The sequence below is a fragment of the Gellertiella hungarica genome (assembly GCF_014197145.1).
Classification (GTDB): domain Bacteria; phylum Pseudomonadota; class Alphaproteobacteria; order Rhizobiales; family Rhizobiaceae; genus Gellertiella; species Gellertiella hungarica.
The window spans coordinates 252,179-271,154 of sequence record NZ_JACIEZ010000005.1; the positions used below are offsets into that span (position 1 = coordinate 252,179).

At 70.7% G+C, this 18,976-nt stretch carries 20 protein-coding genes and 2 pseudogenes; 2 read left to right on the forward strand and 20 right to left on the reverse strand.

The window, feature by feature from the left end; translation table 11 throughout:
- Positions 1-11: 11 nt before the first annotated feature.
- The 17 genes and pseudogenes from GGR23_RS14455 to GGR23_RS14535 form a co-directional block, all read right to left on the reverse strand.
- The gene (locus tag GGR23_RS14455; RefSeq protein ID WP_183367002.1) at positions 12-302 is read right to left on the reverse strand and encodes a hypothetical protein; all 291 of its coding nucleotides are present in this window, start codon (positions 300-302) and stop codon (positions 12-14) included.
- Positions 303-405: 103 nt separating this feature from the next.
- On the reverse strand, positions 406-615 hold the full coding sequence (locus tag GGR23_RS14460; RefSeq protein ID WP_183367003.1) for a hypothetical protein: 210 nt from the start codon (positions 613-615) through the stop codon (positions 406-408).
- 51 nt (positions 616-666) lie between these two features.
- Entirely contained in the window at positions 667-4,509 is a 3,843-nt protein-coding gene (locus GGR23_RS14465) for a baseplate multidomain protein megatron (protein ID WP_183367004.1), read from the reverse strand.
- On the reverse strand, positions 4,497-4,964 hold the full coding sequence (locus GGR23_RS14470) for an NlpC/P60 family protein (RefSeq protein WP_183367005.1): 468 nt from the start codon (positions 4,962-4,964) through the stop codon (positions 4,497-4,499). The genes GGR23_RS14465 and GGR23_RS14470 overlap by 13 nt, the downstream gene beginning before the upstream one ends.
- Entirely contained in the window at positions 4,961-5,851 is an 891-nt protein-coding gene (locus GGR23_RS14475; protein ID WP_183367006.1) for a DUF2163 domain-containing protein, read from the reverse strand. The genes GGR23_RS14470 and GGR23_RS14475 overlap by 4 nt, the downstream gene beginning before the upstream one ends.
- Positions 5,848-6,483 (reverse strand): DUF2460 domain-containing protein, encoded by a 636-nt coding sequence (locus GGR23_RS14480; RefSeq protein ID WP_183367007.1) that lies wholly within the window; start codon positions 6,481-6,483, stop codon positions 5,848-5,850. The genes GGR23_RS14475 and GGR23_RS14480 overlap by 4 nt, the downstream gene beginning before the upstream one ends.
- A 12-nt stretch (positions 6,484-6,495) precedes the next feature.
- Entirely contained in the window at positions 6,496-7,068 is a 573-nt protein-coding gene (locus tag GGR23_RS14485; protein WP_183367008.1) for a phage tail tape measure protein, read from the reverse strand.
- Entirely contained in the window at positions 7,058-7,318 is a 261-nt protein-coding gene (locus GGR23_RS14490) for a rcc01693 family protein (RefSeq protein ID WP_183367065.1), read from the reverse strand. The genes GGR23_RS14485 and GGR23_RS14490 overlap by 11 nt, the downstream gene beginning before the upstream one ends.
- A complete protein-coding gene (locus tag GGR23_RS14495; RefSeq protein WP_183367009.1) occupies positions 7,315-7,677 on the reverse strand; it encodes a gene transfer agent family protein in 363 nt (120 codons plus the stop codon). Before GGR23_RS14495 ends, GGR23_RS14490 begins: the two co-directional genes overlap by 4 nt.
- Entirely contained in the window at positions 7,677-8,084 is a 408-nt protein-coding gene (locus tag GGR23_RS14500; RefSeq protein ID WP_183367010.1) for a phage major tail protein, TP901-1 family, read from the reverse strand. Before GGR23_RS14500 ends, GGR23_RS14495 begins: the two co-directional genes overlap by 1 nt.
- 26 nt (positions 8,085-8,110) lie before the next feature.
- Complete coding sequence (gp17, locus tag GGR23_RS14505) at positions 8,111-8,533, reverse strand: tail completion protein gp17 (protein ID WP_183367011.1); 423 nt, start codon at positions 8,531-8,533, stop codon at positions 8,111-8,113.
- Positions 8,530-8,865, reverse strand: a complete 336-nt coding sequence (locus tag GGR23_RS14510) for a phage head closure protein (protein WP_183367012.1) — start codon at positions 8,863-8,865, stop codon at positions 8,530-8,532. The genes gp17 and GGR23_RS14510 overlap by 4 nt, the downstream gene beginning before the upstream one ends.
- A gap of 2 nt (positions 8,866-8,867) precedes the next feature.
- The gene (locus GGR23_RS14515; RefSeq protein WP_183367013.1) at positions 8,868-9,437 is read right to left on the reverse strand and encodes a head-tail connector protein; all 570 of its coding nucleotides are present in this window, start codon (positions 9,435-9,437) and stop codon (positions 8,868-8,870) included.
- A 424-nt stretch (positions 9,438-9,861) separates the two neighbouring features.
- The gene (locus tag GGR23_RS14520) at positions 9,862-11,166 is read right to left on the reverse strand and encodes a phage major capsid protein (RefSeq protein WP_183367014.1); all 1,305 of its coding nucleotides are present in this window, start codon (positions 11,164-11,166) and stop codon (positions 9,862-9,864) included.
- Positions 11,163-11,749 (reverse strand): annotated as a pseudogene (locus GGR23_RS14525) (HK97 family phage prohead protease). The gene GGR23_RS14520 and the pseudogene GGR23_RS14525 overlap by 4 nt, the downstream one beginning before the upstream one ends.
- A 38-nt stretch (positions 11,750-11,787) precedes the next feature.
- Positions 11,788-12,183 (reverse strand): DUF6107 family protein, encoded by a 396-nt coding sequence (locus tag GGR23_RS14530; RefSeq protein WP_382341789.1) that lies wholly within the window; start codon positions 12,181-12,183, stop codon positions 11,788-11,790.
- A 193-nt stretch (positions 12,184-12,376) separates the two neighbouring features.
- Positions 12,377-13,522 (reverse strand): phage portal protein, encoded by a 1,146-nt coding sequence (locus GGR23_RS14535; protein WP_183367015.1) that lies wholly within the window; start codon positions 13,520-13,522, stop codon positions 12,377-12,379.
- 479 nt (positions 13,523-14,001) lie between these two features.
- Between GGR23_RS14535 and GGR23_RS14540 the strand changes: the two genes are divergently transcribed.
- Entirely contained in the window at positions 14,002-14,373 is a 372-nt protein-coding gene (locus GGR23_RS14540; protein WP_183367016.1) for an endonuclease domain-containing protein, read from the forward strand.
- A 572-nt stretch (positions 14,374-14,945) separates the two neighbouring features.
- On the opposite strand, the gene GGR23_RS14545 is transcribed toward GGR23_RS14540, so the two are convergent.
- The 3 genes and pseudogenes from GGR23_RS14545 to GGR23_RS14555 form a co-directional block, all read right to left on the reverse strand.
- Positions 14,946-15,248 (reverse strand): Dabb family protein, encoded by a 303-nt coding sequence (locus GGR23_RS14545; protein WP_183367017.1) that lies wholly within the window; start codon positions 15,246-15,248, stop codon positions 14,946-14,948.
- Positions 15,249-15,436: 188 nt separating this feature from the next.
- A pseudogene (locus GGR23_RS14550) lies at positions 15,437-16,987 on the reverse strand (DNA-packaging protein).
- A gap of 88 nt (positions 16,988-17,075) precedes the next feature.
- On the reverse strand, positions 17,076-17,549 hold the full coding sequence (locus GGR23_RS14555) for a hypothetical protein (RefSeq protein WP_183367018.1): 474 nt from the start codon (positions 17,547-17,549) through the stop codon (positions 17,076-17,078).
- A gap of 527 nt (positions 17,550-18,076) precedes the next feature.
- Here GGR23_RS14555 and GGR23_RS14560 point away from each other — a divergent pair.
- A complete protein-coding gene (locus GGR23_RS14560) occupies positions 18,077-18,511 on the forward strand; it encodes a hypothetical protein (RefSeq protein ID WP_183367019.1) in 435 nt (144 codons plus the stop codon).
- Positions 18,512-18,976: the final 465 nt, after the last annotated feature.

Genomic DNA, 18,976 nt, shown 5'->3' on the forward strand with positions numbered 1-18,976 from the left:
GAATCGTCGCCCTACATCGGCACCACAACCCTTATCCTGCGCGGACGCGTGGTGCCATCCCCCTGCACGAGCACGGTGATGATGCAGCTCTGGCCGTCGCGGGTGGGCTCGGCGGAAAGCAGCTGGCCATTGGTTTCGTCCACCACCTGCTGGGCGGCGGCGGAGCAATCCCCGCCGGCGAGATGCACCGGTCCCCGGGCCCGGGCCAACCCGCCGAGCGGATCGGCGGGCATGGCGGCGAGCGGCCCGGAAAGACCGGTCAGCCCGAAGGCAAGGACCATCATGGAAAGCCTGGACGCCATCACGTACCCGTTTCAACCACTGCGACTATGAGGGAATACTTACCCCATGACAACTGAATGGCAAATGAATGTGGCGAAGCGGGCCCTTGTCCCCCGGAGGGCTTCAGCGGACGATGGTGCTCGTCGCCGCAAGCCGGCCGTAGAGCGCGCCGAGCGCGCCGATTCCGGTGGCGATGTTGAGCGCGGCATCGGCCAGCGCCGCCTCGCCGCCCATGCCCGGATCGTATCCCGAGGCGCGGATCAGCGTTGCCGCGAGCGCGGCGATCGCGCCCCAGACGGCGCGCGACTGGTACCAGTATTTCGTTTCGGCCATGGCTGGCTCCTTTCGTTGCGGAAGGGTTGCGGTTGACGGGCCGTGACGGCCTCAGGCGGGAAGCGGGATGCGCCGCGCCACACCCTCCGGCACGCGCCGGCCGATCTGGCGAAGCTCCGCCTCCAGCGGATCGCCGGGGCCAAGCCCGTCCGCCTGCTGCTGGAGCGCGGAATAGAGGCAGCGCGGCTCGCCGGGCGTGAAGCGGCGGACGACCGAGCCGCCCTTGAGGATGTCGAGGCGGTAGCGCTCCGTCTCCTGGTCGAGGGGGATGTCGCTTGCCTCCCAGTCATCCGCGTCGATCCTGCCGCGCCGCACCCAGCGGAAGAGGAGGTCGCCGGAGGGCGTCCGCTCCGCCCGGAAGTGGGCGGGCGCGAGCGGACGTTCGGCGCCGAGCCCGCCCGCAAAGGCGAAGGGGCCTGCCGTGCCGCCGAGCGCGCCGGTTCCGGTGACGCGATAGGCAAGCATGCGCCCGCGCTCCGCCTCGCCGAGCGGGAGGCTTTTCACCGCCGGCCCGATCAGCACCGCGACCGCGCCGGCGGCGGCGCCCCGGCGTCCGGCCTCGTCCGTGCCGTCGAGCCCGTTGAGGAGGCCCGAGAGGCGGAAGCGGCCGGGCGCGATCTCCTCGGCATTGCGGAAGCCGACGATCTCCGCCGTGCCGTCGGGCTGGCGTATGGCGATGCGGTTCTCGCCGGCAAGCGCCGCCGCCCGGCTTGCCGACGAGGGGGCGCCGAAGCCGAAATCGACGAGGATCGTCCGCTTGCCGTCGAAACGGCCGTAGATGCCGGCGGGGGCGAGCGCCTCCGCCAGCCGGCCGATCGTGGCGGGACGGTCGAGCGTCAGGCGGGCGGCGCTGCCGTCGCCCTGGGTCGTGGACAGGATGAGTGGCCGCCATGGCCGCATCAGCCCCGCGACGCGGATGACGCCGGCGGTCTCGCCGGAGCCCATGCGCGGCAGGTCGAGGAAGACGATCTCGGGCGAAAAGCCGGTGCCGGGCGGCAGGCGCGGCGCCTTCGGCACCGGCGGCGGCAGCGCCCTCACCCCGCCCGGGGCCGGGGCGAAGCTCCTCGCCTCGACGAGCCTTTCGCGCTCCTCGTCGATGCGGGTCACGAGGAACCGGCCGGAAAGGCCGGGCAGCGTGACGACATCGCCCGGTTCGACGGCAAGCGCAGAGGACGGCAGGCGGAAGCGCACCACCCGGCGCGCGCCGCCGAGATCGCGCAGATGCGCCGCGGCCAGCCGCTCGGCAAGGCCCGCGTCGAGCGCGGCGGGAAGCGCGATGTCCGCAAGCCGGGTCCCGCCGCCGGACAGGCTTGCCGCCCGCGCCCGCGCCGGCTCGTGATCGGCCGCCTGATCGGAAAAGGACAGGAGCGTGCCCTCCGGCACGGCCGATGCCTCGCCGCGAAGTTCGGAGAAGAGCGGTTCGCCCGGCCGTTCGGCCAGCACCGGGAGGGGAATGGCCGGCAGGCTCGCCTCGGCGCGGCTTCGAAACACCAGCCGCCCGCCCTCCTCCAGCACGTCGAGCCCGAAGGCGGCGACCAGCGGCTCGAGAAGCGCCCGCGCGGGCACGATGTCCGCCTGCACGTAACCCGGCAGGTCGCCGCTGACGCCGGAGACATCCGCATCGGCCATGCCGTGATCGCGCAGGATCGCGGCAATGGTGTCGGCCAGCGTGCCCGCGCCCAGCCGCCCGTTCAGCCAGTGGCCGGTGCGCCAGTTGCCGCCATCGGACCAGACGCTGCCATGCGGAAAGACGGGATAGGGCCGCGTGTCCCAGCACCAGAGAAAGATGTCGGCGGGCGAGACCATGCCGGCGGGCGCCTGTCCACCCGTCCAGTGCCGGTAATGTGCCTCGAGGAAGCGGCGCTGCGCGCTGTCGGCCCGGTGCCCGCGGGAAAAGGCGGGCAGGCTGCTTTCGGCGGATTTCGGATCGGAGAAGAGGTTCGGCTCGTTCGCGCCCCGGTCGATGGCCGGCGCGCCGAGCTCGGTGAACCAGACCGGCTTCATCCGCGGCATCCAGGCGGTGGGGGTGGCAAGCTCCCGTCCGCCGCGCCGCTCGTAATGCCGGTTCGACCACCAGCCCGCGATGTCCTTGGGCGCGAAGACCCAGGGCTTGCCCGCCGCCCCGTCGGTGATCGGCGTGCGCCGCCGGGCGGCCCGGTCGGCCTCGCTGGCATAGTACCAGTCGAAGCGCTCGCCGGAGACGATGCCCGCCCGCAGCGCCGCCGGATCCTCCGCATGGGAAAAGCCGTCGGGATGGGCGCTTGCCAGGTCCCCGTCGCGGAAATCCGAAAGCGGCAGGTAATTGTCGATCCCGACCGCGTGGATGTCGGGGGCTGCCCAGAGCGGATCGAGATGGAAGAAGACATCGCCCGAGCCGTCGGCGGGCTGGTGGCCGAAATATTCGCTCCAGTCCGCCCCGTAGGTGATCTTCGTGCGGGAGCCGAGGATCGCCGCCACCTCGCGGGAGAGCTTCACGAGTTCGGCGACGAAGGGAAAGCGGTTCTCCCCGTCGCGCAGCGTCGTCAGCCCCCGCAGTTCGGACGAGAGGAGGAAGCCGTCCACCCCGCCCGCAAGCCGGGCGAGATGGGCGTAATGCAGGATCATCCGGCGAAAGCCGAAGCCCTCCCCGCGAAAGGCGACCGTCGTCTCGCCGGGGGTGAAATCCTCCGGCGCGGCCGTGCCGGCAAAGCGGGCGACGAGGCCGGGGATGGCGCCGGTGCGGTCGGGCGAGCCGCGCAGGCCGGGCGCCGGGCGGCAGGTGATCCGCCCCCGCCAGGGATAGGCCGCCTGCCGGGCGGCCCCGTAGGGATCGGAAAGCGTGTTGCCGGCGGGAATGTCCATCAGCAGGAAGGGATAGAGCACCACCTTCAGCCCGCGCCGCCTGAGGTCGCGGATCGCCGCGATGACGGAGGCATCGGAGGGCGTGCCGCCATAGGCCGGGCCGCCGCCTGCGGTGCTGATCAGCCGCGCGCCGGAGCGCGTCAGGCCGGACACGGTCCAGCTGCGGCTTTCGCCGCTGCGGACGGGCACCTCCACCCCCGGCACCACCGCGCATTCGCCGAGATCGAGGCTGGTGCCGAACCAGGAAACGGTGAGCGCCACGGTTTCGAGCGCCGGGCAGAGCGCCTGAAGTTCGTCGAGCGAGGTGGTCCAGTCGCTCTGGCCGGAGAGCGTGTTGCGGTTGAGCCGCCGGGAAGATCCGCCGCCCATGCTTTCCGTCACGGTCTGCGGATCGTAACCATGCTCGGTCGCGCCGGGAATAAGCGTCACGGCCCGCACCTGCCGTTCCAGCGCGCCGACGGGGCGGATCACCTCGAACTGCAGCACGGGAATGCGGTCGCCGAAGGGGCCGAGCGGCAGGTTCTCGAAGACCACATAGGCAAGGCCGCGATAGGCGGGGGCCTTGCCCGCGCCCTGTCTGGCCAGGATGAGCGGATCGGGCTGCTGGCCCGCGGTGCCGCGATAGACCCGCATCTCGATGCCGTCGAGCGAGAGCTCCCGCCCGTCGGCAAAGACGCGGCGCACCCCGGCAATCGGCCCCTCGCAGAGGCTGAGCGCCAGGCTGACGCTGTAGGTGAAACGGGTTTCGCCGGAGCGGCCGCTGCCCTTTGCGCCATCGCGCTCCTCCACCGCCTCCTCCAGGAAACGGGTCGCCCAGATGAGCGTGCCGCCGATCCGCACGGTGCCGTAGACGCGGGGGATCGGCGTTCCCTCCTCCGGCCCGGGAATGCGGGCGGTCGGCAGATGGGCGGGACCGGCCCCGCCCGCCCCGAAAAGGGCATTGTCGATTGCGCTGCCGGCGAGCGCGCCCAGCGCCCGGCCGGCGGCGGCGCCGAGCGGCCCGAAGGCACTGCCGAGCGCTGCGCCCGCCGCCTGAAGGATCACGGTTGCCATGGCTGTCTCGGCTCCATCGGAAAACGGAAGACGCCGGCAATCCGCCGGCGCCAGGAGGGAACGAGCGGCGAGCGGGTCACCGCCACCTGCTCATAGGCGTGGATGAAGGTCTCGCCCGCCTCGTCGGGAAGGGCGAGGATGCCCGCATGGGTCGCCGGGCCTTCCGCCGTCCAGCGGAAGACGAGGAGATCGCCGGGCGCGCGGGCGCAGGCGGCAAGCGCGGGCCCGAAATGCCGCTCCGCCGCCTCGATCAGCGGTTCGCCCGGCGCATCGAGCGCCCAGTCGCGGCGATAGGGCGGCGGAAGCTCGGGCTCCCGCCCGTAGAGCGCGCGCCAGACCCCGCGCACCAGCCCGAGGCAATCGCAGCCGATCCCGCGGGTCGAGCCCTGGTGCCGGTAGGGCGTGCCGAGGAAGGTCTCGGCAAGGGCAAGCGCCTCTGCGCCCCGGCCGGTCATGGCACCAGCGCCCGCCCGTCATGGGCGGTGTCCCTGTCGGCATAGGAATAGGCGAAATCCGGCCCCGGCATGTGCGGGAAGCCGCGGAAGTTCAGCCCGTTTGCAAAGCGGTTGCGGCAGGTCTCGAAGCGCTTGTCGCAGCCGACCAGCGCCCCCACCCGGTCGCCGACGGCGGGCATCAGCCCCGGCGGCAGCCAGAGATCGAGGATGTGCCGGTCGCCCTCCTTCGCCGAGGCGGCGATGCCGGATACGGTGCCCGCCAGCACCCCGCTCTCGAAGGTCAGCCGCCCGAGGGAGAAATCGTCGCCGTCGAAGCCGGAAAGGCCCGTCACCGCCAGGCGGCTTTCCGAAAGCAGCGCGGCGATGCGCCCCGTTCCCCGGTGGCGGCCCGGGACCGGCACGAGGGCGCAGTCGCTGTCGGCGAATTCGGCGGAGCAGGTGCGGACATGCGCCCGCCCCTGCGGCTGGTGCAGCCGGTGGGTGAGCGGGCGAAGCTCCGCCCGGAACAGGTTTCCCTCCACCGTCACCTCGCCGATGTCGCGGCGGCTGAGGAAGACGCGCTCCTCCGGCCGTGCCCAGTTGACGGCGTGGAGGTCCACCTCCGCCCCGTCATAGAGCCCGGCGGCGAGATGGTCCGGCGTGATCAGCGGGCTCGAGAAGGCGCCCTCGATCTCGCCGGCGGCGGCGGGCAGGCCCGCCTCCTCCGCATAGGCGCGGCCGGTGAAGCCCGAGCCCGCGCGAAAGGTGACGCCGCCGAAGGCGATGTCGCGGTCGTGGTCGGTGAAGCCGAGCACGACGCCATCGCGGCGGGTCACCTTCCAGCAATGGCAAAGCGTGGTCGCGCCCCCGGCAAGATGGGCGGCAAGGGCGGCGGAAAGCCGTCTCATGGTTCGATCTCCTCCAGCGGAATGACGGGGAAGCGGCCGGCGTTGAAGGCCTCGAGGCTCACCTCCAGCCGGTCGGTGGCAAAGCGCACCGGCACGTCGAATTCGAAGCCGGCGGTGACGGCAGCCCCCGCGGGCGGGGCGCGCCCCTCGGCAAAGGTCACCGTTCCCGAGACCGCATCCACCGTCAGGTCTGCGGCGGGCGCAAGCCGCCCGTTGACGGCGACGGTCACGGTGCCGGCCACCGGCTTTGCGATCCGCCGCGCCCAGCTACCGGCGCGGTCGCCGTAGAGCTTGACGAGCGGGAAGGACAGCGTGCGGCCATCGCCGGTGCCGAGGCTCTGGTCGAGCGGCGTGGGGCTCCATTCCGGCCGGCAGGACCTGAAGTCGAGCGGGTCGCGGAAGCGGAAGCCGTGCAGCGCGCCCGCCCTCGCCTCGAAGAACTCGATCACCGTGTAGAGATCGGCAATCGAGCGGATGCCGGAGCCCGCATCATAGCGCCGGCGGGAATTGGCCCAGCGCTGGTTGCGGGCCTCGCGGCCGTTGGACAGGCTCACGATGTCGGTGAGGCGGGACGGCCCGCCGCTGACGCCGAGCGCCAGCCGCAGCGGAAAACGGATCTCGTGAAAGGCCATGGCGCGCCTCCTTCAGAGATGCCGCGCGCCGCGCCGGGCCGCGCGCGCCAGCATGGCGGAAAGGGCGGCTTCCGAGCGGCGGAAGCTCTCCGCATCGGCAGCCGTCACGTTGAAGACGACGGTGCCGCCGGGCGGCGCACCGCCCGAGACCGACACGCCGAGCGAGCCGTCCGCGCCGCGCCGGAGCGGCAGGATCGCCTCCGGTCCGGCCTCGCCCATCAGCCCGAGCCCGCCGCCCGCGCCGGTGAAATAGGCCGGGGCGGCAATCACCCCGCCATCGGCAAAGGGCGTGACGGCGGGCGCGTCTGCCCCGGAAAGTCCCGCCAGCAGCTGCCCGCCCGCGCGGGACAGCAGGTCCTCGAGCGGCTTCAGCCCGGCATCGAGGGCCAGCGACGAAAGCTTCAGCGCCAGTCCCTTCAGCACCTCGTCCAGCCCCTTCGCCCCGCTCGCGGCATCGGCGAAGGCGCGGGAAAGCGCAGCGCCCAGCCGGTCGCTGCGGATTTCGAGATCCGCAAGGAGCGGCCCGAGGGCTGCCGCCTCTCCGGCGGCGGGGGCAAGGGCGGAAGTTGGGGTCTCACCGGTCATTTCGCGGTCTCCTGATCGGGTCTGTCTCGCCTGCGCCCCGGCGGTCGGGGAAGCGGGCCATCAGCGCGTCGAGCGCCGGCCGGTCGGGGCCGGCGGCCTCCCGCGCCGGTCCGGCGGCGGCGCAAAGCTCGCGCGGGCTCATCGCCCAGAAGTCGGAAGGGGAAAGCCGCAGCCGCCCGAGGCCGAAATGCATGGCCGCCGCCCAGGGAAAGGCGGCGGGCCTGGCGGCCCCGGCGGCTGCGGCGCTCAGGGGCGGTGGGGTGCCGCCCCCTCGTCCGGCGTGCCGAAGGCGGCGGCCATCAGCGCCGTCACCACCTCCACCGCCGCCGCCACCCCGCCCTCGATGTCGAGCGTCATCACGTCCTCGTCGGTGAAGAGATTGCCGCCGCCGCGCAGGCCCGCGCCCAGGATGCGCACCAGATCCGCCGCCTTCAGCCGCCCGCCGGAGAAGCGGGTGGCGAGATCGGCGAGCGTATCCGCCGCGAAGGCGGTTTCGAGTTCGGCCAGCGCGCCGAGCGTGAGGCACAGGATGCGGCGTTCGCCGCCGATCACCGCCTCCACCTCGCCGCGACGGCGGTTTGCCCTTGCGGATGCCTTGGACCGTCCCATCACACGCTCCCGAAGCTGATGGCGCCGGCCGATTCCAGCGCGATCTCGAATCTCATCTCGCCGTTGTATTCGCCGGCATAATCGAGCGCCGCGATCTGGAACGGCCCGGTGACGGTGCCGAAATCGGGAATGAGGATCTGGAAGGTCTTCACCTCCCCGGCAAAGAAGGCGCTGCGGATCAGCGCATCGGAGCTCGCGTCCTTGAAGAGGCCGGAGGCCGAGATGGAGGCGCGCTGGATGCCCGCGCCGGCGAGCAGCTCCCGCCAGCGTCCCGCGCTTTCGCCATCGGTGATGTCGATCGTCTGGGCATTGAAGGAAAGCTTGCGGCTGCGCAGGCCCGCGACCGTTTCATAGCCGCTGCCATTGCCGATTTTCAGCAGGAAATCCCTGCCCCTCTGCGTGACCATATCGGGTCCTCCGTCATGAAAAGCGATCAAGGATGGGCCGGGCCGTCCTCGGTGACGGCCCGGAAGGTGATGGCGGTGACGAGCGCCCGGGCGGCGGGCATGCGCCGCGCGCGGGTGGCCTCGTGGGCAAGGCTGCACAGCGTCACGCCCGCGCCGAGATCCGGGGCAAGCGCATCGAGGGCGGCGCGCGCCGCAGCCGCGATCTCGCTGGCCAGCGCCGGATGATCGGCCCCGGTCCAGATCTCGAGGGTCAGCCGATGTTCCTCGCCGGGTTCGGTCGCGGTGGAATAGTCGCGGCTGTCGATGGGCCCGAGGAGCAGGAAGGGCATGCCCCCCTTCGGCATCCGGTCGAGCACCCGGCCGGGGGCGCCGAGCTTGCGCGCGAGCGCCGCATCGCCGCCAAGGGCGGCCGCCACCGCCTTCCCGAGCAGCAGGGCGGCGCGGCTCATGGCCCCTCCTCCCGGCAGAGGCAGCGGATGTAGCGGCCGGTTTCGTCGGGATCGAAGGCGTGCTCGATGTCAAGCAGCCGGTCGCCGAGGCGGAAGCGGCTTCCCGCCGTCACGCCGGGGCGAAAGCGGATCGTCACCGCCATGCGCCGATACGGCAGGGCAAAGCCCGTATCCTCGGCAGGTTCCGCCGCCCCCGGTTCGACGAGGGCGAAGAGGTCCGCCTCCGCCGCAAAGCCGGCAATCGTGCCGCCCGCGCCGTCTGCGCCCGAAAGCGGCCGCTCCAGCACCACGGCGTGGCGGAAGCGCCCGGCATCGATGGTCGCGCCCGCCATGGTCAGAGCCTCCGCCCGAGGAAGGGCTGCACGAGCCGCTCGTAGCCGTCGGGGATCGCCGCCGGCTGGTCGGCAAGCCCCACCGCGCCGCGGTATTCGTACATCGCCGCCACATGCAGCAGCAGCGCCCGGCGCAGGCTGTCCGGCACATCGGCGCCCGCTTCGCCGAAGCCGGCGGTGAAATCGATCTCCACGCCGTTCTCCGCCTGCCCCGGCTCGAAGCCGCGCCCGAGCCAGAGCCGGGCCGGCGGCCCCTCGCGCTCGAAGGCAATCCCCTCCGCCGCCAGGCTCCGCGCCACGCCATCCGCATCGTAAAGCGTAACCGCATCAATCGCTTGCACGGGACCCTTGAGGATCTGCACGACGCCGTCGCGGGAGACCGCCGGAAGCACAAGCCGCAGACCCTGGCTGACAAGGCACAGCCCCGTCGCCCGCTCCATGTGCTCGCGAGCAACCCGGACCAGCCCGGCCAGATAGGCATCCTCCGCCTCTCCCCCGATCCTCATATGCGCCTTCACGTCCGATACCCCCATCGCCTCCGCCACCGGCGGCCGGGTGGTGATGTATGTCATGTCGATGTTCCTTTGATGTGGTTGAAAACGGGGGTGGCGGGGTTTGCCGTGGTGGCCCCCTCTGCCCTGGCGGGCGTTGAGTTTGCCGATGCGCACCCCCCTCTGCCCTGCCGGGCGTGGCGTTTGCCGAACCGCACCCCCCTCTGCCCTGCCGGGCATCTCCCCCTCAAGGGGGGAGATCGGGATGGGGTTTCTCGGGGAAGTCCCTCGCAAACCTCTCTGCATTTGAGACGCTCATTGTCTGGCGAAACCATAAATTCCACGGTCGATCTCCCCCTTGAGGGGGAGATGTCCCGGCAGGGACAGAGGGGGGTGCGGTGCGGCAAACTCGACGCCGTGCGAGGCACCCTCAATCTCCCCCCTTGAGGGGGAGATGCCCCGGCAGGGGCAGAGGGGGGTGCGGTGCGTCACACGCAAACGCCCCTCAGCTCACCGCAAAGCGGACGAACTTGACGGCCTCGAAGTTCTGCACGCCGCCGCCGACGCGGCGGGTGACGTAGAAGAGGACGTAGGGCTTGGCGGTGTAGGGGTCGCGGATGAGGCGGGTGCCCATGCGGTCGACGACGAGGTAGGCGGCGCGGAAGTCGCCGAAGGCGATGGCCATGCCGCCGGAGGCGATGTCGGGCATGTCCTCGCTTTCGGCAAGCGGGAAGCCGGCGAGCGAGGCCGGGGTGCCGGCGGCGGCGGGCGGCTGCCAGATGTAGTTGCCGGTGGTGTCCTTCAGCTTGCGGATTTCCCCTTGCGTCTTGCGGTTCATGAGGAAGGTGCCGTTCTGGCGATAGCCGGCCTTCAGCGCGTAGATGACGTCGAAGAGCGTGTCGGAGGGGTTTTGCGCGCGGAAGCCGTTGGCGACGCCGGTTGCGACATAGCCGATGCTGCCCCAGCTCCAGGCGCCGTCGGCGACCGTGTTGTAGGTGACGAGGCCCTTGGGCTTGTTGACGCCGTCGCCGGCGATGAAGGCGGTGCCTTCCTGCTCGGCGAAGACGATTTCCACCTCCGAGGCGATCCAGCTTTCGATGTCCACGGCGGCATCGTCGAGCAGCGCCTGGGTGGCGGCGGGCTGGGCGAACAGCTCCTGCGTGGGAAAGGACAGCTCGGCCAACGTCTGGCTGCCGGTCTGCGGGCGGGCGGCGGTTTCGGCCACCCAGCCGGTGGCGAGCCCGTTGGTGGCGAAGGGCTTTTTCAGCACCGCGCCCGAGATCTGCCGCACGGTGGCCAGCCGGCGCATGGGCGAGATCATCGCCACGCGGCGGCCGATGGCGGTGTCGATTTCGGGCGGCACCACCACCCCGCCATCGGAGGAGACGGAGGCGGAATAGGCCTTGGCCTCGAGATCGCGCAGCGGCCCCTCGTCGCCGCGCCGGACATAGGCCTCGAAGGCGGCCTTGAGCTCCGGCGGGGCATGGGCGGCGCCCTCGGGACGCAGCTCGCCCAGCGGCGGGCGGGCCGCCTTCAGCGCAAGCTCGTCGAGAAGGCGCGTCTGCTGGTCGATGGCGCGGTTGATGCGCTCCACCTTCTCCGTGGTGACGACATCGGCGGCGAGCTTCTTCTCGATCTCGCCGAGCCGGCGGTCATTGGCCTCGCGGAAGGCCTCGAAGGCGCCCATCAGCTCGTCATGGGCACCGGAAAGCCCGTCCGGCCAGGCCTTGATGTCGGGCGCGCGGCCGGGCGCGGCCCCCGCTTCCGGCGGGCGGGCATGGGCGGGGGCAAGGGTCTTGGTCTCGATCATGGGCGCAGTCCTCCTGACGTGCTGTTGCCTGATGATGGGTGTGAAAGGGATCTTGGGCCGAAGGGCGAGCGCCGGTGGCGGACGGGAACGGCTGCGGATGCGGCGGGCGGCAGCGCCGCCTGCTTCACCGCGCCGACCCGCGCCTCCGGCAGCATCGGAAAGGTGACGATGGAGATTTCCCAGAGATCGGCCTCCAGGATGCGGCGAAGCCCGCCGCGCGTCTCGCGATGGGTGCGCATGGCGCGGAAGCCGATGGACAGCCCGTCGATCGCCCGGTTGAGCAGATGGGCATGAACCTCCTCAGCGCGCGCGGCGCCGGGGTGAGCTGCCCCTCCACATAGAGCCCGTGGGTGTCCTCGCGGATCACGATCCAGCGGCCGATCACCTCGGCGGGGTCGTGCTGGTAGAGCATGCGGACGCCCTCCGGCCCGCGCCTTTCCAGCGACAGGCGGAAGGCGCCGTGCTCGATCACGTCGGCGGCAAGGTCGGGCCGGCCGAAGACGCTGGCATAGCCGGTAAAGCGCCCCTGGCGGCCGAGGCCGGAAACGGCAAGCGGGGCGATGCGCCGGACGGGGGCCGGCAGCCCCGCCGCTTCCCCGGGCCCGGGTTCGGTGGAAGGGGTCACGGCCTTGCCTCCCCGTCTGCGTCGCCGCCGGTGCGGGCCTTGCCCGGGCCACCGGCGCTGCCCGTGGGTGCCGCGCCGCCCGGCATCCGCGCCTTGCTGGCGGCGATGCGGGCGAGAATTCCGAGCCCCCACCAGGCGACGAGGCTTGCCAGCGCCGAGCCCGAAAGCACCAGTTCGGGACCGGACAGGCGGTCGCCGAGCCCCAGCGTTTCCTCGAGCCACAGCCCGGCCGGGCCGCCGAAGACCAGCCCGCAGCAGACCCCGGTGAGAAAGCGGGTGGCCGCTTCCCGGTGGCTTCCGGGAAACAGGTAGACGAGCGAGACGGCGGCGCCGGCCGTCGATCCCGCAATGCGTTCGGCAAGCCAGCCGTCCGCGCCGGTAAGGTCAGTCATGGCGGGTTCCTTTCATGGCATGGGGTTTCGCCGCCGCCGGGCCTGCCCGGCAGTCGCGAAACGGAAAAAGAGGTGACGGATGAATCCCTTGGCGGGATGCCTTCAACGGGCGCCTCAGCCGGTCGAAGTCTCGGTGCGCGCCTTGCCGAAGGGATTCCGGCAATCGCGGCAAGGCATTGGGAAAGCTTGTCTTTCAGCGCGGATCGGGCGCGTAGCCCAGCGCCTCGCGCTTTTCCGCGTCGGTGAGGAAGGGGGCGGCGGCAACGCGCGCCCACAGCTCTCCCCGTTCGGCCGACAGCGCGCTGATGCCGTCGGGATCGGGGTCGATCCGCACCCGGTCGGCGGGCCGGGTCAGGCCCTGCACCAGCGCCGCCATGGTGCGCGCCACGAGCGGCAGCACCGTCAGCCGGTAGAAGGCGCGGTTTGCCTCCTGATAGTTGGAATAGGTGTTGTCGCCCGGCAGGCCGAGCAGCGGCGGCGGCACGCCGAGCGACAGCGCGATGTCGCGCGCCGCGCCGTTCTTCGCCTCGGCGAAATCCAGATCGCGCGGGGTGAGCGACATGGGTTTCCAGTCCAGCCCGCCTTCGAGCAGCAGCGGCCGGCCGGCCGCCTGCGCGCCGGCATAGCCCTCCTCCAGCTCGCGCTTCAGCCGTTCGTAATGCTGCGGCGACAGGTTGCCGCCCTCCTTCGGCTGGTAGACCAGCGCCCCGGAAGGGCGGGCGGAATTGTCGATCAGCGCCCGGTTCCACCGGGTCGCGGCATTGGACAGGGCAATCGCCCCTGCCGCCGAGGCGAGCGGCGCAAGGCCGCGCGTGGCATCGAGCGGATGGAAGAGCCTGATGTGCAGGGGATCGCCGATCCGCCCCTCGAAGGCGAGCCGCCGCGGCCCGGCCCCGGTTTCCACCACCAGCGCCTCGGGCCAGCCCTGCCGCCCGGTTTCGATCCGCACCCGGTCCGGCCGGAGCGGATAGAGCTCGCGCGCTTCGCCCGCCACCGTCACCACCTCGACGAAGGCATTGCCGTCGAGCGCCAGGTGGCTGTAGAGCGTCTCCAGGAATTCCGGCCCTGCCATCAGCGGGTTCGACCGGGCGAGAAGCGCCAGCAGCGGATGGCCGGGCACCTCCCGCTCCTCGGCCTGCAGCACCAGCGGCACCGCGGCGGCAGCCTCCGCCACCAGCCGCACGGCGCGATGGGCGACCGGATTGCCCGCATAGCCGCGCCGCGCCAGCGCCGCATAGGACCGCCCCTCGACCTCCACCCCCGCCATCGCCGCCGCCACCGGCCCGCCCCCCATCGCCTGCCGCCCCTTCACCACCCGTCGCATCCATCCCTTCAGCATCGTCTTTCCTCTCCTGCTGTTTCCGGTGTCGCCTGTGCGTCGCGGGGCGTGGAGTGTGACGGACCGCACCCCCCTCTGCCTCGCACCATGTCGGAGTTTGACGCGCTGCACCCCCCTCTGTCCGCACTATGTGGAGTTTGCCGTGCTGCACCCCCCTCTGTCCCTGCCGGGACATCTCCCCCTCAAGGGGGGAGATCGACCGTGGAATTTGTGGTTTCCCCAAATAACAAGCGTCTCATTTGCCGATACGTTGGCTGGGGACTGCCCCAAGAATCCCTATCCCGATCTCCCCCCTTGAGGGGGAGATGCCCGGCAGGGCAGAGGGGGGTGCACATCGGCAAACTCGACGCCGTGCGAGGCAGTGAGGGGTGCGGTACGTCAAACTCGACGGTTTGAAGGCCACCATTGACCTCCCCCCTTTACACCCCGCATAACATCATTCTAAATAAGCACGTCCTCACGATAGAAGGCGTCCTCCCATGCCCTCGCATCATCCCGTATCGCCGGAGCGGCGGAAGAATGCGCGGCGGATGCGCAAGGGGATGACGGATGCGGAGCTGGCATTCTGGAATGCGGTGCGGGCGCATCGGCTGGAGAACCTGCATTTCCGCCGGCAGATGCCTATCCTTGGCTATGTGGTGGATTTCGCCTGCCCGGAAAAACGGCTGATCGTGGAGTTCAACGGCTGCCACCACGCCCTCGATCCGCTCGCCGACGCCGACCGCCACCGCGACCGCGCGCTTGCCCGCGCCGGCTGGACCGTGCTGCGATTCTGGAACCACGAGGTGCTCGAAGACTGCGCCGGCGTCTGCCGCCACGTGCTGATCACCGTCGGAATTCCCGCGTTCTGAGGATGGGCGGGGGCTGGTGGCTTGCGGGGGCGTTGCGTTTGCAGGACCGCCCCCCCTCTGGCCTGCACTAGGTGGAGTTTGACGCACCGCACCCCCCCTCTGGCCTGCCGGCCATATCCCCCTCAAGGGGGGAGATCGGATGGGGTTGATGCGGGCAGTCCCTCGCAAACGTATCTGCAATTGAGACGCTTATTGTCTGGGGAAATCTTAAAATCCACGGTCGATCTCCCCCCTTGAGGGGGAGATGTCCCGGCAGGGACAGAGGGGGGTGCGCCTGCCGCCCTGCAATACGTCGAATTTGCCGCACCGCACCCCTCTGCCTCGCGGGGCGTTGCGTTTGACGCACCGCACCCCCCTCTGGCCTGCCGGCCATCTCCCCCTCAAGGGGGGAGATCGGGATGGGGGTTTATGTGGGCAGTCCCCAGCCACCGTTTCAGCAAATGAGACGTTTATTGTCTGGCGAAACCATAAAATCCACGGTCGATCTCCCCCCTTGAGGGGGAGATGTCCCGGCAGGGACAGAGGGGGGTGCAGCACGGCAAACGCCACCCATCGCCCCCCCCACAAACACCCTACCTACCCGTGGCAGTAGCGGTATCGTAGTCGGCGGCGAGGCGGAGGTCGCGCAAGGGGCGGACGAGGTCGATGGATTTCTGGTAGAGCGGGTGGGCCTTGTAGGCGGCAAGTGCCGCCTCGTCGGCGAATTCGCCGTAGACGACGATGTCGACCTCGTTGCCCAGCTGGTCGGTCTTCTTGTTGAGGGCCACCTCGAGCTTCAGCGCGTGGGGGATGCCGGACAGCACCGCGAGGCCGTCGCGGATGGTTTCGACGTCCTGGCCCTCGCGGGCCGTGAAGAAGACGATGTGGCGGATCAAGGGACACACTCCGGGCATGGCGGCCCGCGGCGAAAGGGGCCGGGGCCGGACGAGACGGACCGGCGGATACCATGGTCACCCCCCAAGTTCAATGCGGCGAATTTCCTCCCGCCGCGCGGCTCCGCGCCGCGCCGGAGGGTCCCTCCGGCGGATGCCCGCCCGGAGGGGCGCGATGCCGCCCCGGGCGTTCACAGGCCCCGGATGCGGGGTTCGCCGCCCGGGACGAGCATCAGCGCGGTGAGCGCCCAGACCAGCGCGTCGAGCCGGTCCGGCGAGCGGCCGCCCGAAAGCCCCTCCGGCCCGAAATCGCACATCTGGTCGACGAGATGCGGAAAATGCCCCGCATGCACCACCCGCCCCTGCTCGTAGAGCGCGGCGACGGGCTCGGCGCGGGTGAACTTGCCGCGCGAGGCGTGCACCGGCGTTACCGGCAGCGCCTCGGCGGCGGTGTGGAGCAGCGCCGATACCATGTCGCCGCCCTGGTTCACCTCCACCACCACGCGGTCGGCCTCGAAGCGGCGGAAAAGCTGCACCACCGCCCGCACCCAGCCGGCGGGGCTTTCGCCCTCCACCGAGCCGTCGGCCATCACCACGGCCCGGCCGAGCGCATCCATTCCCGCCGCGACGATGCCGCAGCAGGAGCCGGCGCCGCTGCCCGAAGGCGGATCGACGCCGATGACGATGCGCGAGAGCGGCCCGGCCAGCGGCGCCACCAGCCGCTCCAGCTGGTTCCGCTTCCACAGCGCATCGGCGCGGTCCTCGATCAGCTCGCCCATGAGTTCCTGCCGGCCAAGCCGGGTGCCGCCATAGCGCGCCTCGAGCGCGGCGATGAAGCCGGGCGCCAGATGGGCGCGGTTTTCCGCCGTCGAAAGCCGGGTGACGACCGTGCCGGCATCGGCGATGATCGCCTTGAGAAGCGGCAGCGGGCGCGGCGTGGTGGTCACCACCTGCCGGGGATGCACCCCCAGCCGAAGGCCGAACTGCAGCATGTCGAAGGTGTCCTGCGGGTGTTTCCATTTCGCCAGCTCGTCGCACCAGGCGTGGTGAAACTGCGGACCGCGCAGCGAATCCGGATCCTCCGAGGAAAAGATCTACGCCACCGCGCCATTCGGCCAGACGAGCCGGCGGCGCGAGCTTTCGTAATCCGGCCGGAAGCCCGCCGCGATCGACAGCAGGCCCGAAACGCCCTCCACCATCACCTCGCGGGCATCGGAGAGCGTTTCCGCCACCAGCGCGATGCGCAGGTCGGTGCGCGGGCCGGCCCGGCGCACCAGCACCTGCACCCATTCCGCCCCGGCCCGGGTCTTGCCGGAGCCGCGCCCGCCCATCAGCAGCCAGAGCCGCCAGTCGCCCGCAGGCGGTTGCTGGCTTGCCCGTCCGATCAGCCGGAAATCCCGCGAAAGCCGCAGGAGAGCGGGAGCCGGAAGCGCGCGGACCGCTTCGGAAAGAGCCGGCGGAACGGCGCTCGCTGCCGCGCCCCTCCCCGCAGCGCCGGCATCCGGCGACGGTGCCGCCGCCGGACCGGGCCTTGCGGCCACGACCGCGACCGAGACCGGAGCCGGAGCCGGAACCGGAACCGGGTCCGAGACCGGAACCGCAGGCAAGCCGTGCCCGATCTGCCCGGCAAGCGTCTCGCCGGAGCGGATATTGTCGAGCGCCGCCCGGCTTTCGGAGCGGTGTTTTTCGATGCGGACGATGTCGGCGCGGTATTCCCTTGCCGTCGCGCCCAGCGCCGTCATGGTTTTATCCGCCCGCACCCTGTCCGCCCGCCTTGTCTTTCGCTTGCTCGGCCCCTTGGCAGAAAGGGGCGGTCCTCCGCCCCGTCGGTCAGACCGCATGGGCATCCGCCCCTTGCGGCGGTCCGCTCCCTCCGCCCGGGCCCCAGTCCGGATCGGAAGGAGGGCTGTTCGGGCCGGCCTTCAGCACCAGCCGCTCGGCGATGCGTTCCTCCATCGAAGCCGCGACATCGGCCCAGACGCGGTCGTAATCCGCCTCCGTGACGGCAAGGGCGGCAAGCTCCGCCTGCTCGCGGGCAAGCCGCCGCTCCATCTCGTCCACCTTCTCCAGCGTGCGGACGATCACCGACAGCGCATCGACGGCCGCCTTCATGTCGGCCCGGAGAAGCTTCTGCTCCGCCTCCGGCAGGTCGGGCCGCATCAGCCGTTCGGCATGGCTGCGCGCCATGGTGAAGAGCTGGAACTGCTGGTCGAGCTCCACGCGGATGCGCGCCATCAGGTCCGCCATCGAGGCAAGGCTCGGCGGCTCGTCGCCGGAGACGGCGGCAAGGGCATCGTTTTCCATGACGGGTGCTCCCGGTTTGGCAGGCCCTCGGGCCGGCGCACGGCAAAGACGGATATGGGGGGAAGACGGATCGATGCGGAAGGTCATGCCAGCAGCAGGCGGGCATCCCGCCGGCCGCAGCTTTCCGATCATGCCAGTACCCTACACCGGCGGCGTCACGCTGTCAAGGACATTTTTCCTATTACCTTCAATTTTCCTCAAATTGCGGGCAAGCGGTTGATCTTTCCGGCGAATCCGCTCGAAAATGCCCGTTTCGCTGGGCTTTCCGGCGGGTCCCGAATGTCCGGTCCGGCAAAAAGTTCCCGCATGCGGCCCCGGTTCCGGGCAAAGAAAAATCGGAACTTCCCTCGCCGGGAGGTGTTTCTTCCTTGCCGGAGAGATTGCGTCCCTCTTCGGCGGGGCGGCGCTGCCGCCCGCGATCCCGCCTTGTAGAAGAACCCCTGCCCCGGCAAGGGGCCCTCCCAGGAAGAGGTGCTTCTGCAGGGTGGACAAGCGGCGCAATCCATTCGACCAGAGGAGACTATCCGATGAAAGCCCTGACCAACACGGCGCTTGCCGCCGCGCTCTTTGCCTCCGCCGCCGCCCTCCCGGCCTTTGCCCAGACGGCAGCCGGTTCCGGCACCATGCAGAACGGCACCACCATGGATGGCACCACCACCACGGGCACGACGACCATGCCGTCCACGGAAAACTGCGTGGACGAGAGCACCAAGAACACCACCGGCACGTCCTCCACGGGCAATGAACAGCCCTGCAGCGACGCTTCCAAGACCCCGACCGGGGGCAATGCCAACAGCCACCCGGACGATTCGACCACCAACAGCGACAATGACAGCAACACCGGCGGCGCCACCAATGGCGGCTCCACCAACAGCGGCGGCTCCGGCTCCGGCGGTTCGGGCTCCGGCTCGGACGGTTCGGGCTCCGGCTCGGGCTCTGGCTCGGGCACCAACGGCGGCTAACGCCGCCTCGCCCGCTCTCTCCGGAAACCCGGCCCGCTTCCCGCGCGGCCGGGTTTTTTTCTTGGCCGTCCGGCGCCGTTCCGAAGCCCAGCGCGCAAAAATTTTGCCGGGGCAGCGAAGCGAAGGGGAACAAAAGGCCCGCTTGGGGATTTCACTCTCACCGGGCAGCAAGGTCGCCCGGGCGACAAGGAGAGAGGCATGAACCGCATTATCTGGATCGTCGGCGCCATCGTCATCGTGCTCGCGATCCTGAGCTACGCCGGTTTCCGCTGATACCCCGGAGGCGCGGCTCCGGCCGGCAATAGCGCGACCGGACGTTGATAAAACCCATTTGCCGGACCGTGAGGACCGGCCGTTTCAAAGGAGAAGTTCCATGAATCAGATCATCTGGATCGTCGGCGCCGTCGTCATCGTGCTCGCCATCCTGTCCTTCTTCGGCCTGCGCTGAGGCCCCGGCCTCCGCGC

What these genes read in the sequence shown, in the direction of transcription:
- GGR23_RS14535 (WP_183367015.1), bottom strand. Translation starts at nt 13,522, where the DNA reads ATGCTGAAGGGATGGATGCGACGGGTGGTGAAGGGGCGGCAGGCGATG.
- GGR23_RS14460 (WP_183367003.1), bottom strand. Translation starts at nt 615, where the DNA reads ATGGCCGAAACGAAATACTGGTACCAGTCGCGCGCCGTCTGGGGCGCG.
- GGR23_RS14520 (WP_183367014.1), bottom strand. Translation starts at nt 11,166, where the DNA reads ATGATCGAGACCAAGACCCTTGCCCCCGCCCATGCCCGCCCGCCGGAA.
- GGR23_RS14470 (WP_183367005.1), bottom strand. Translation starts at nt 4,964, where the DNA reads ATGACCGGCCGGGGCGCAGAGGCGCTTGCCCTTGCCGAGACCTTCCTC.
- GGR23_RS14560 (WP_183367019.1), top strand. Translation starts at nt 18,077, where the DNA reads ATGAAAGCCCTGACCAACACGGCGCTTGCCGCCGCGCTCTTTGCCTCC.
- GGR23_RS14540 (WP_183367016.1), top strand. Translation starts at nt 14,002, where the DNA reads ATGCCCTCGCATCATCCCGTATCGCCGGAGCGGCGGAAGAATGCGCGG.
- GGR23_RS14480 (WP_183367007.1), bottom strand. Translation starts at nt 6,483, where the DNA reads ATGGCCTTTCACGAGATCCGTTTTCCGCTGCGGCTGGCGCTCGGCGTC.
- GGR23_RS14495 (WP_183367009.1), bottom strand. Translation starts at nt 7,677, where the DNA reads ATGGGACGGTCCAAGGCATCCGCAAGGGCAAACCGCCGTCGCGGCGAG.
- GGR23_RS14530 (WP_382341789.1), bottom strand. Translation starts at nt 12,183, where the DNA reads ATGACTGACCTTACCGGCGCGGACGGCTGGCTTGCCGAACGCATTGCG.
- GGR23_RS14485 (WP_183367008.1), bottom strand. Translation starts at nt 7,068, where the DNA reads ATGACCGGTGAGACCCCAACTTCCGCCCTTGCCCCCGCCGCCGGAGAG.
- GGR23_RS14515 (WP_183367013.1), bottom strand. Translation starts at nt 9,437, where the DNA reads ATGACATACATCACCACCCGGCCGCCGGTGGCGGAGGCGATGGGGGTA.
- gp17 (WP_183367011.1), bottom strand. Translation starts at nt 8,533, where the DNA reads ATGAGCCGCGCCGCCCTGCTGCTCGGGAAGGCGGTGGCGGCCGCCCTT.
- GGR23_RS14555 (WP_183367018.1), bottom strand. Translation starts at nt 17,549, where the DNA reads ATGGAAAACGATGCCCTTGCCGCCGTCTCCGGCGACGAGCCGCCGAGC.
- GGR23_RS14510 (WP_183367012.1), bottom strand. Translation starts at nt 8,865, where the DNA reads ATGGCGGGCGCGACCATCGATGCCGGGCGCTTCCGCCACGCCGTGGTG.
- GGR23_RS14500 (WP_183367010.1), bottom strand. Translation starts at nt 8,084, where the DNA reads ATGGTCACGCAGAGGGGCAGGGATTTCCTGCTGAAAATCGGCAATGGC.
- GGR23_RS14455 (WP_183367002.1), bottom strand. Translation starts at nt 302, where the DNA reads ATGGCGTCCAGGCTTTCCATGATGGTCCTTGCCTTCGGGCTGACCGGT.
- GGR23_RS14475 (WP_183367006.1), bottom strand. Translation starts at nt 5,851, where the DNA reads ATGAGACGGCTTTCCGCCGCCCTTGCCGCCCATCTTGCCGGGGGCGCG.
- GGR23_RS14465 (WP_183367004.1), bottom strand. Translation starts at nt 4,509, where the DNA reads ATGGCAACCGTGATCCTTCAGGCGGCGGGCGCAGCGCTCGGCAGTGCC.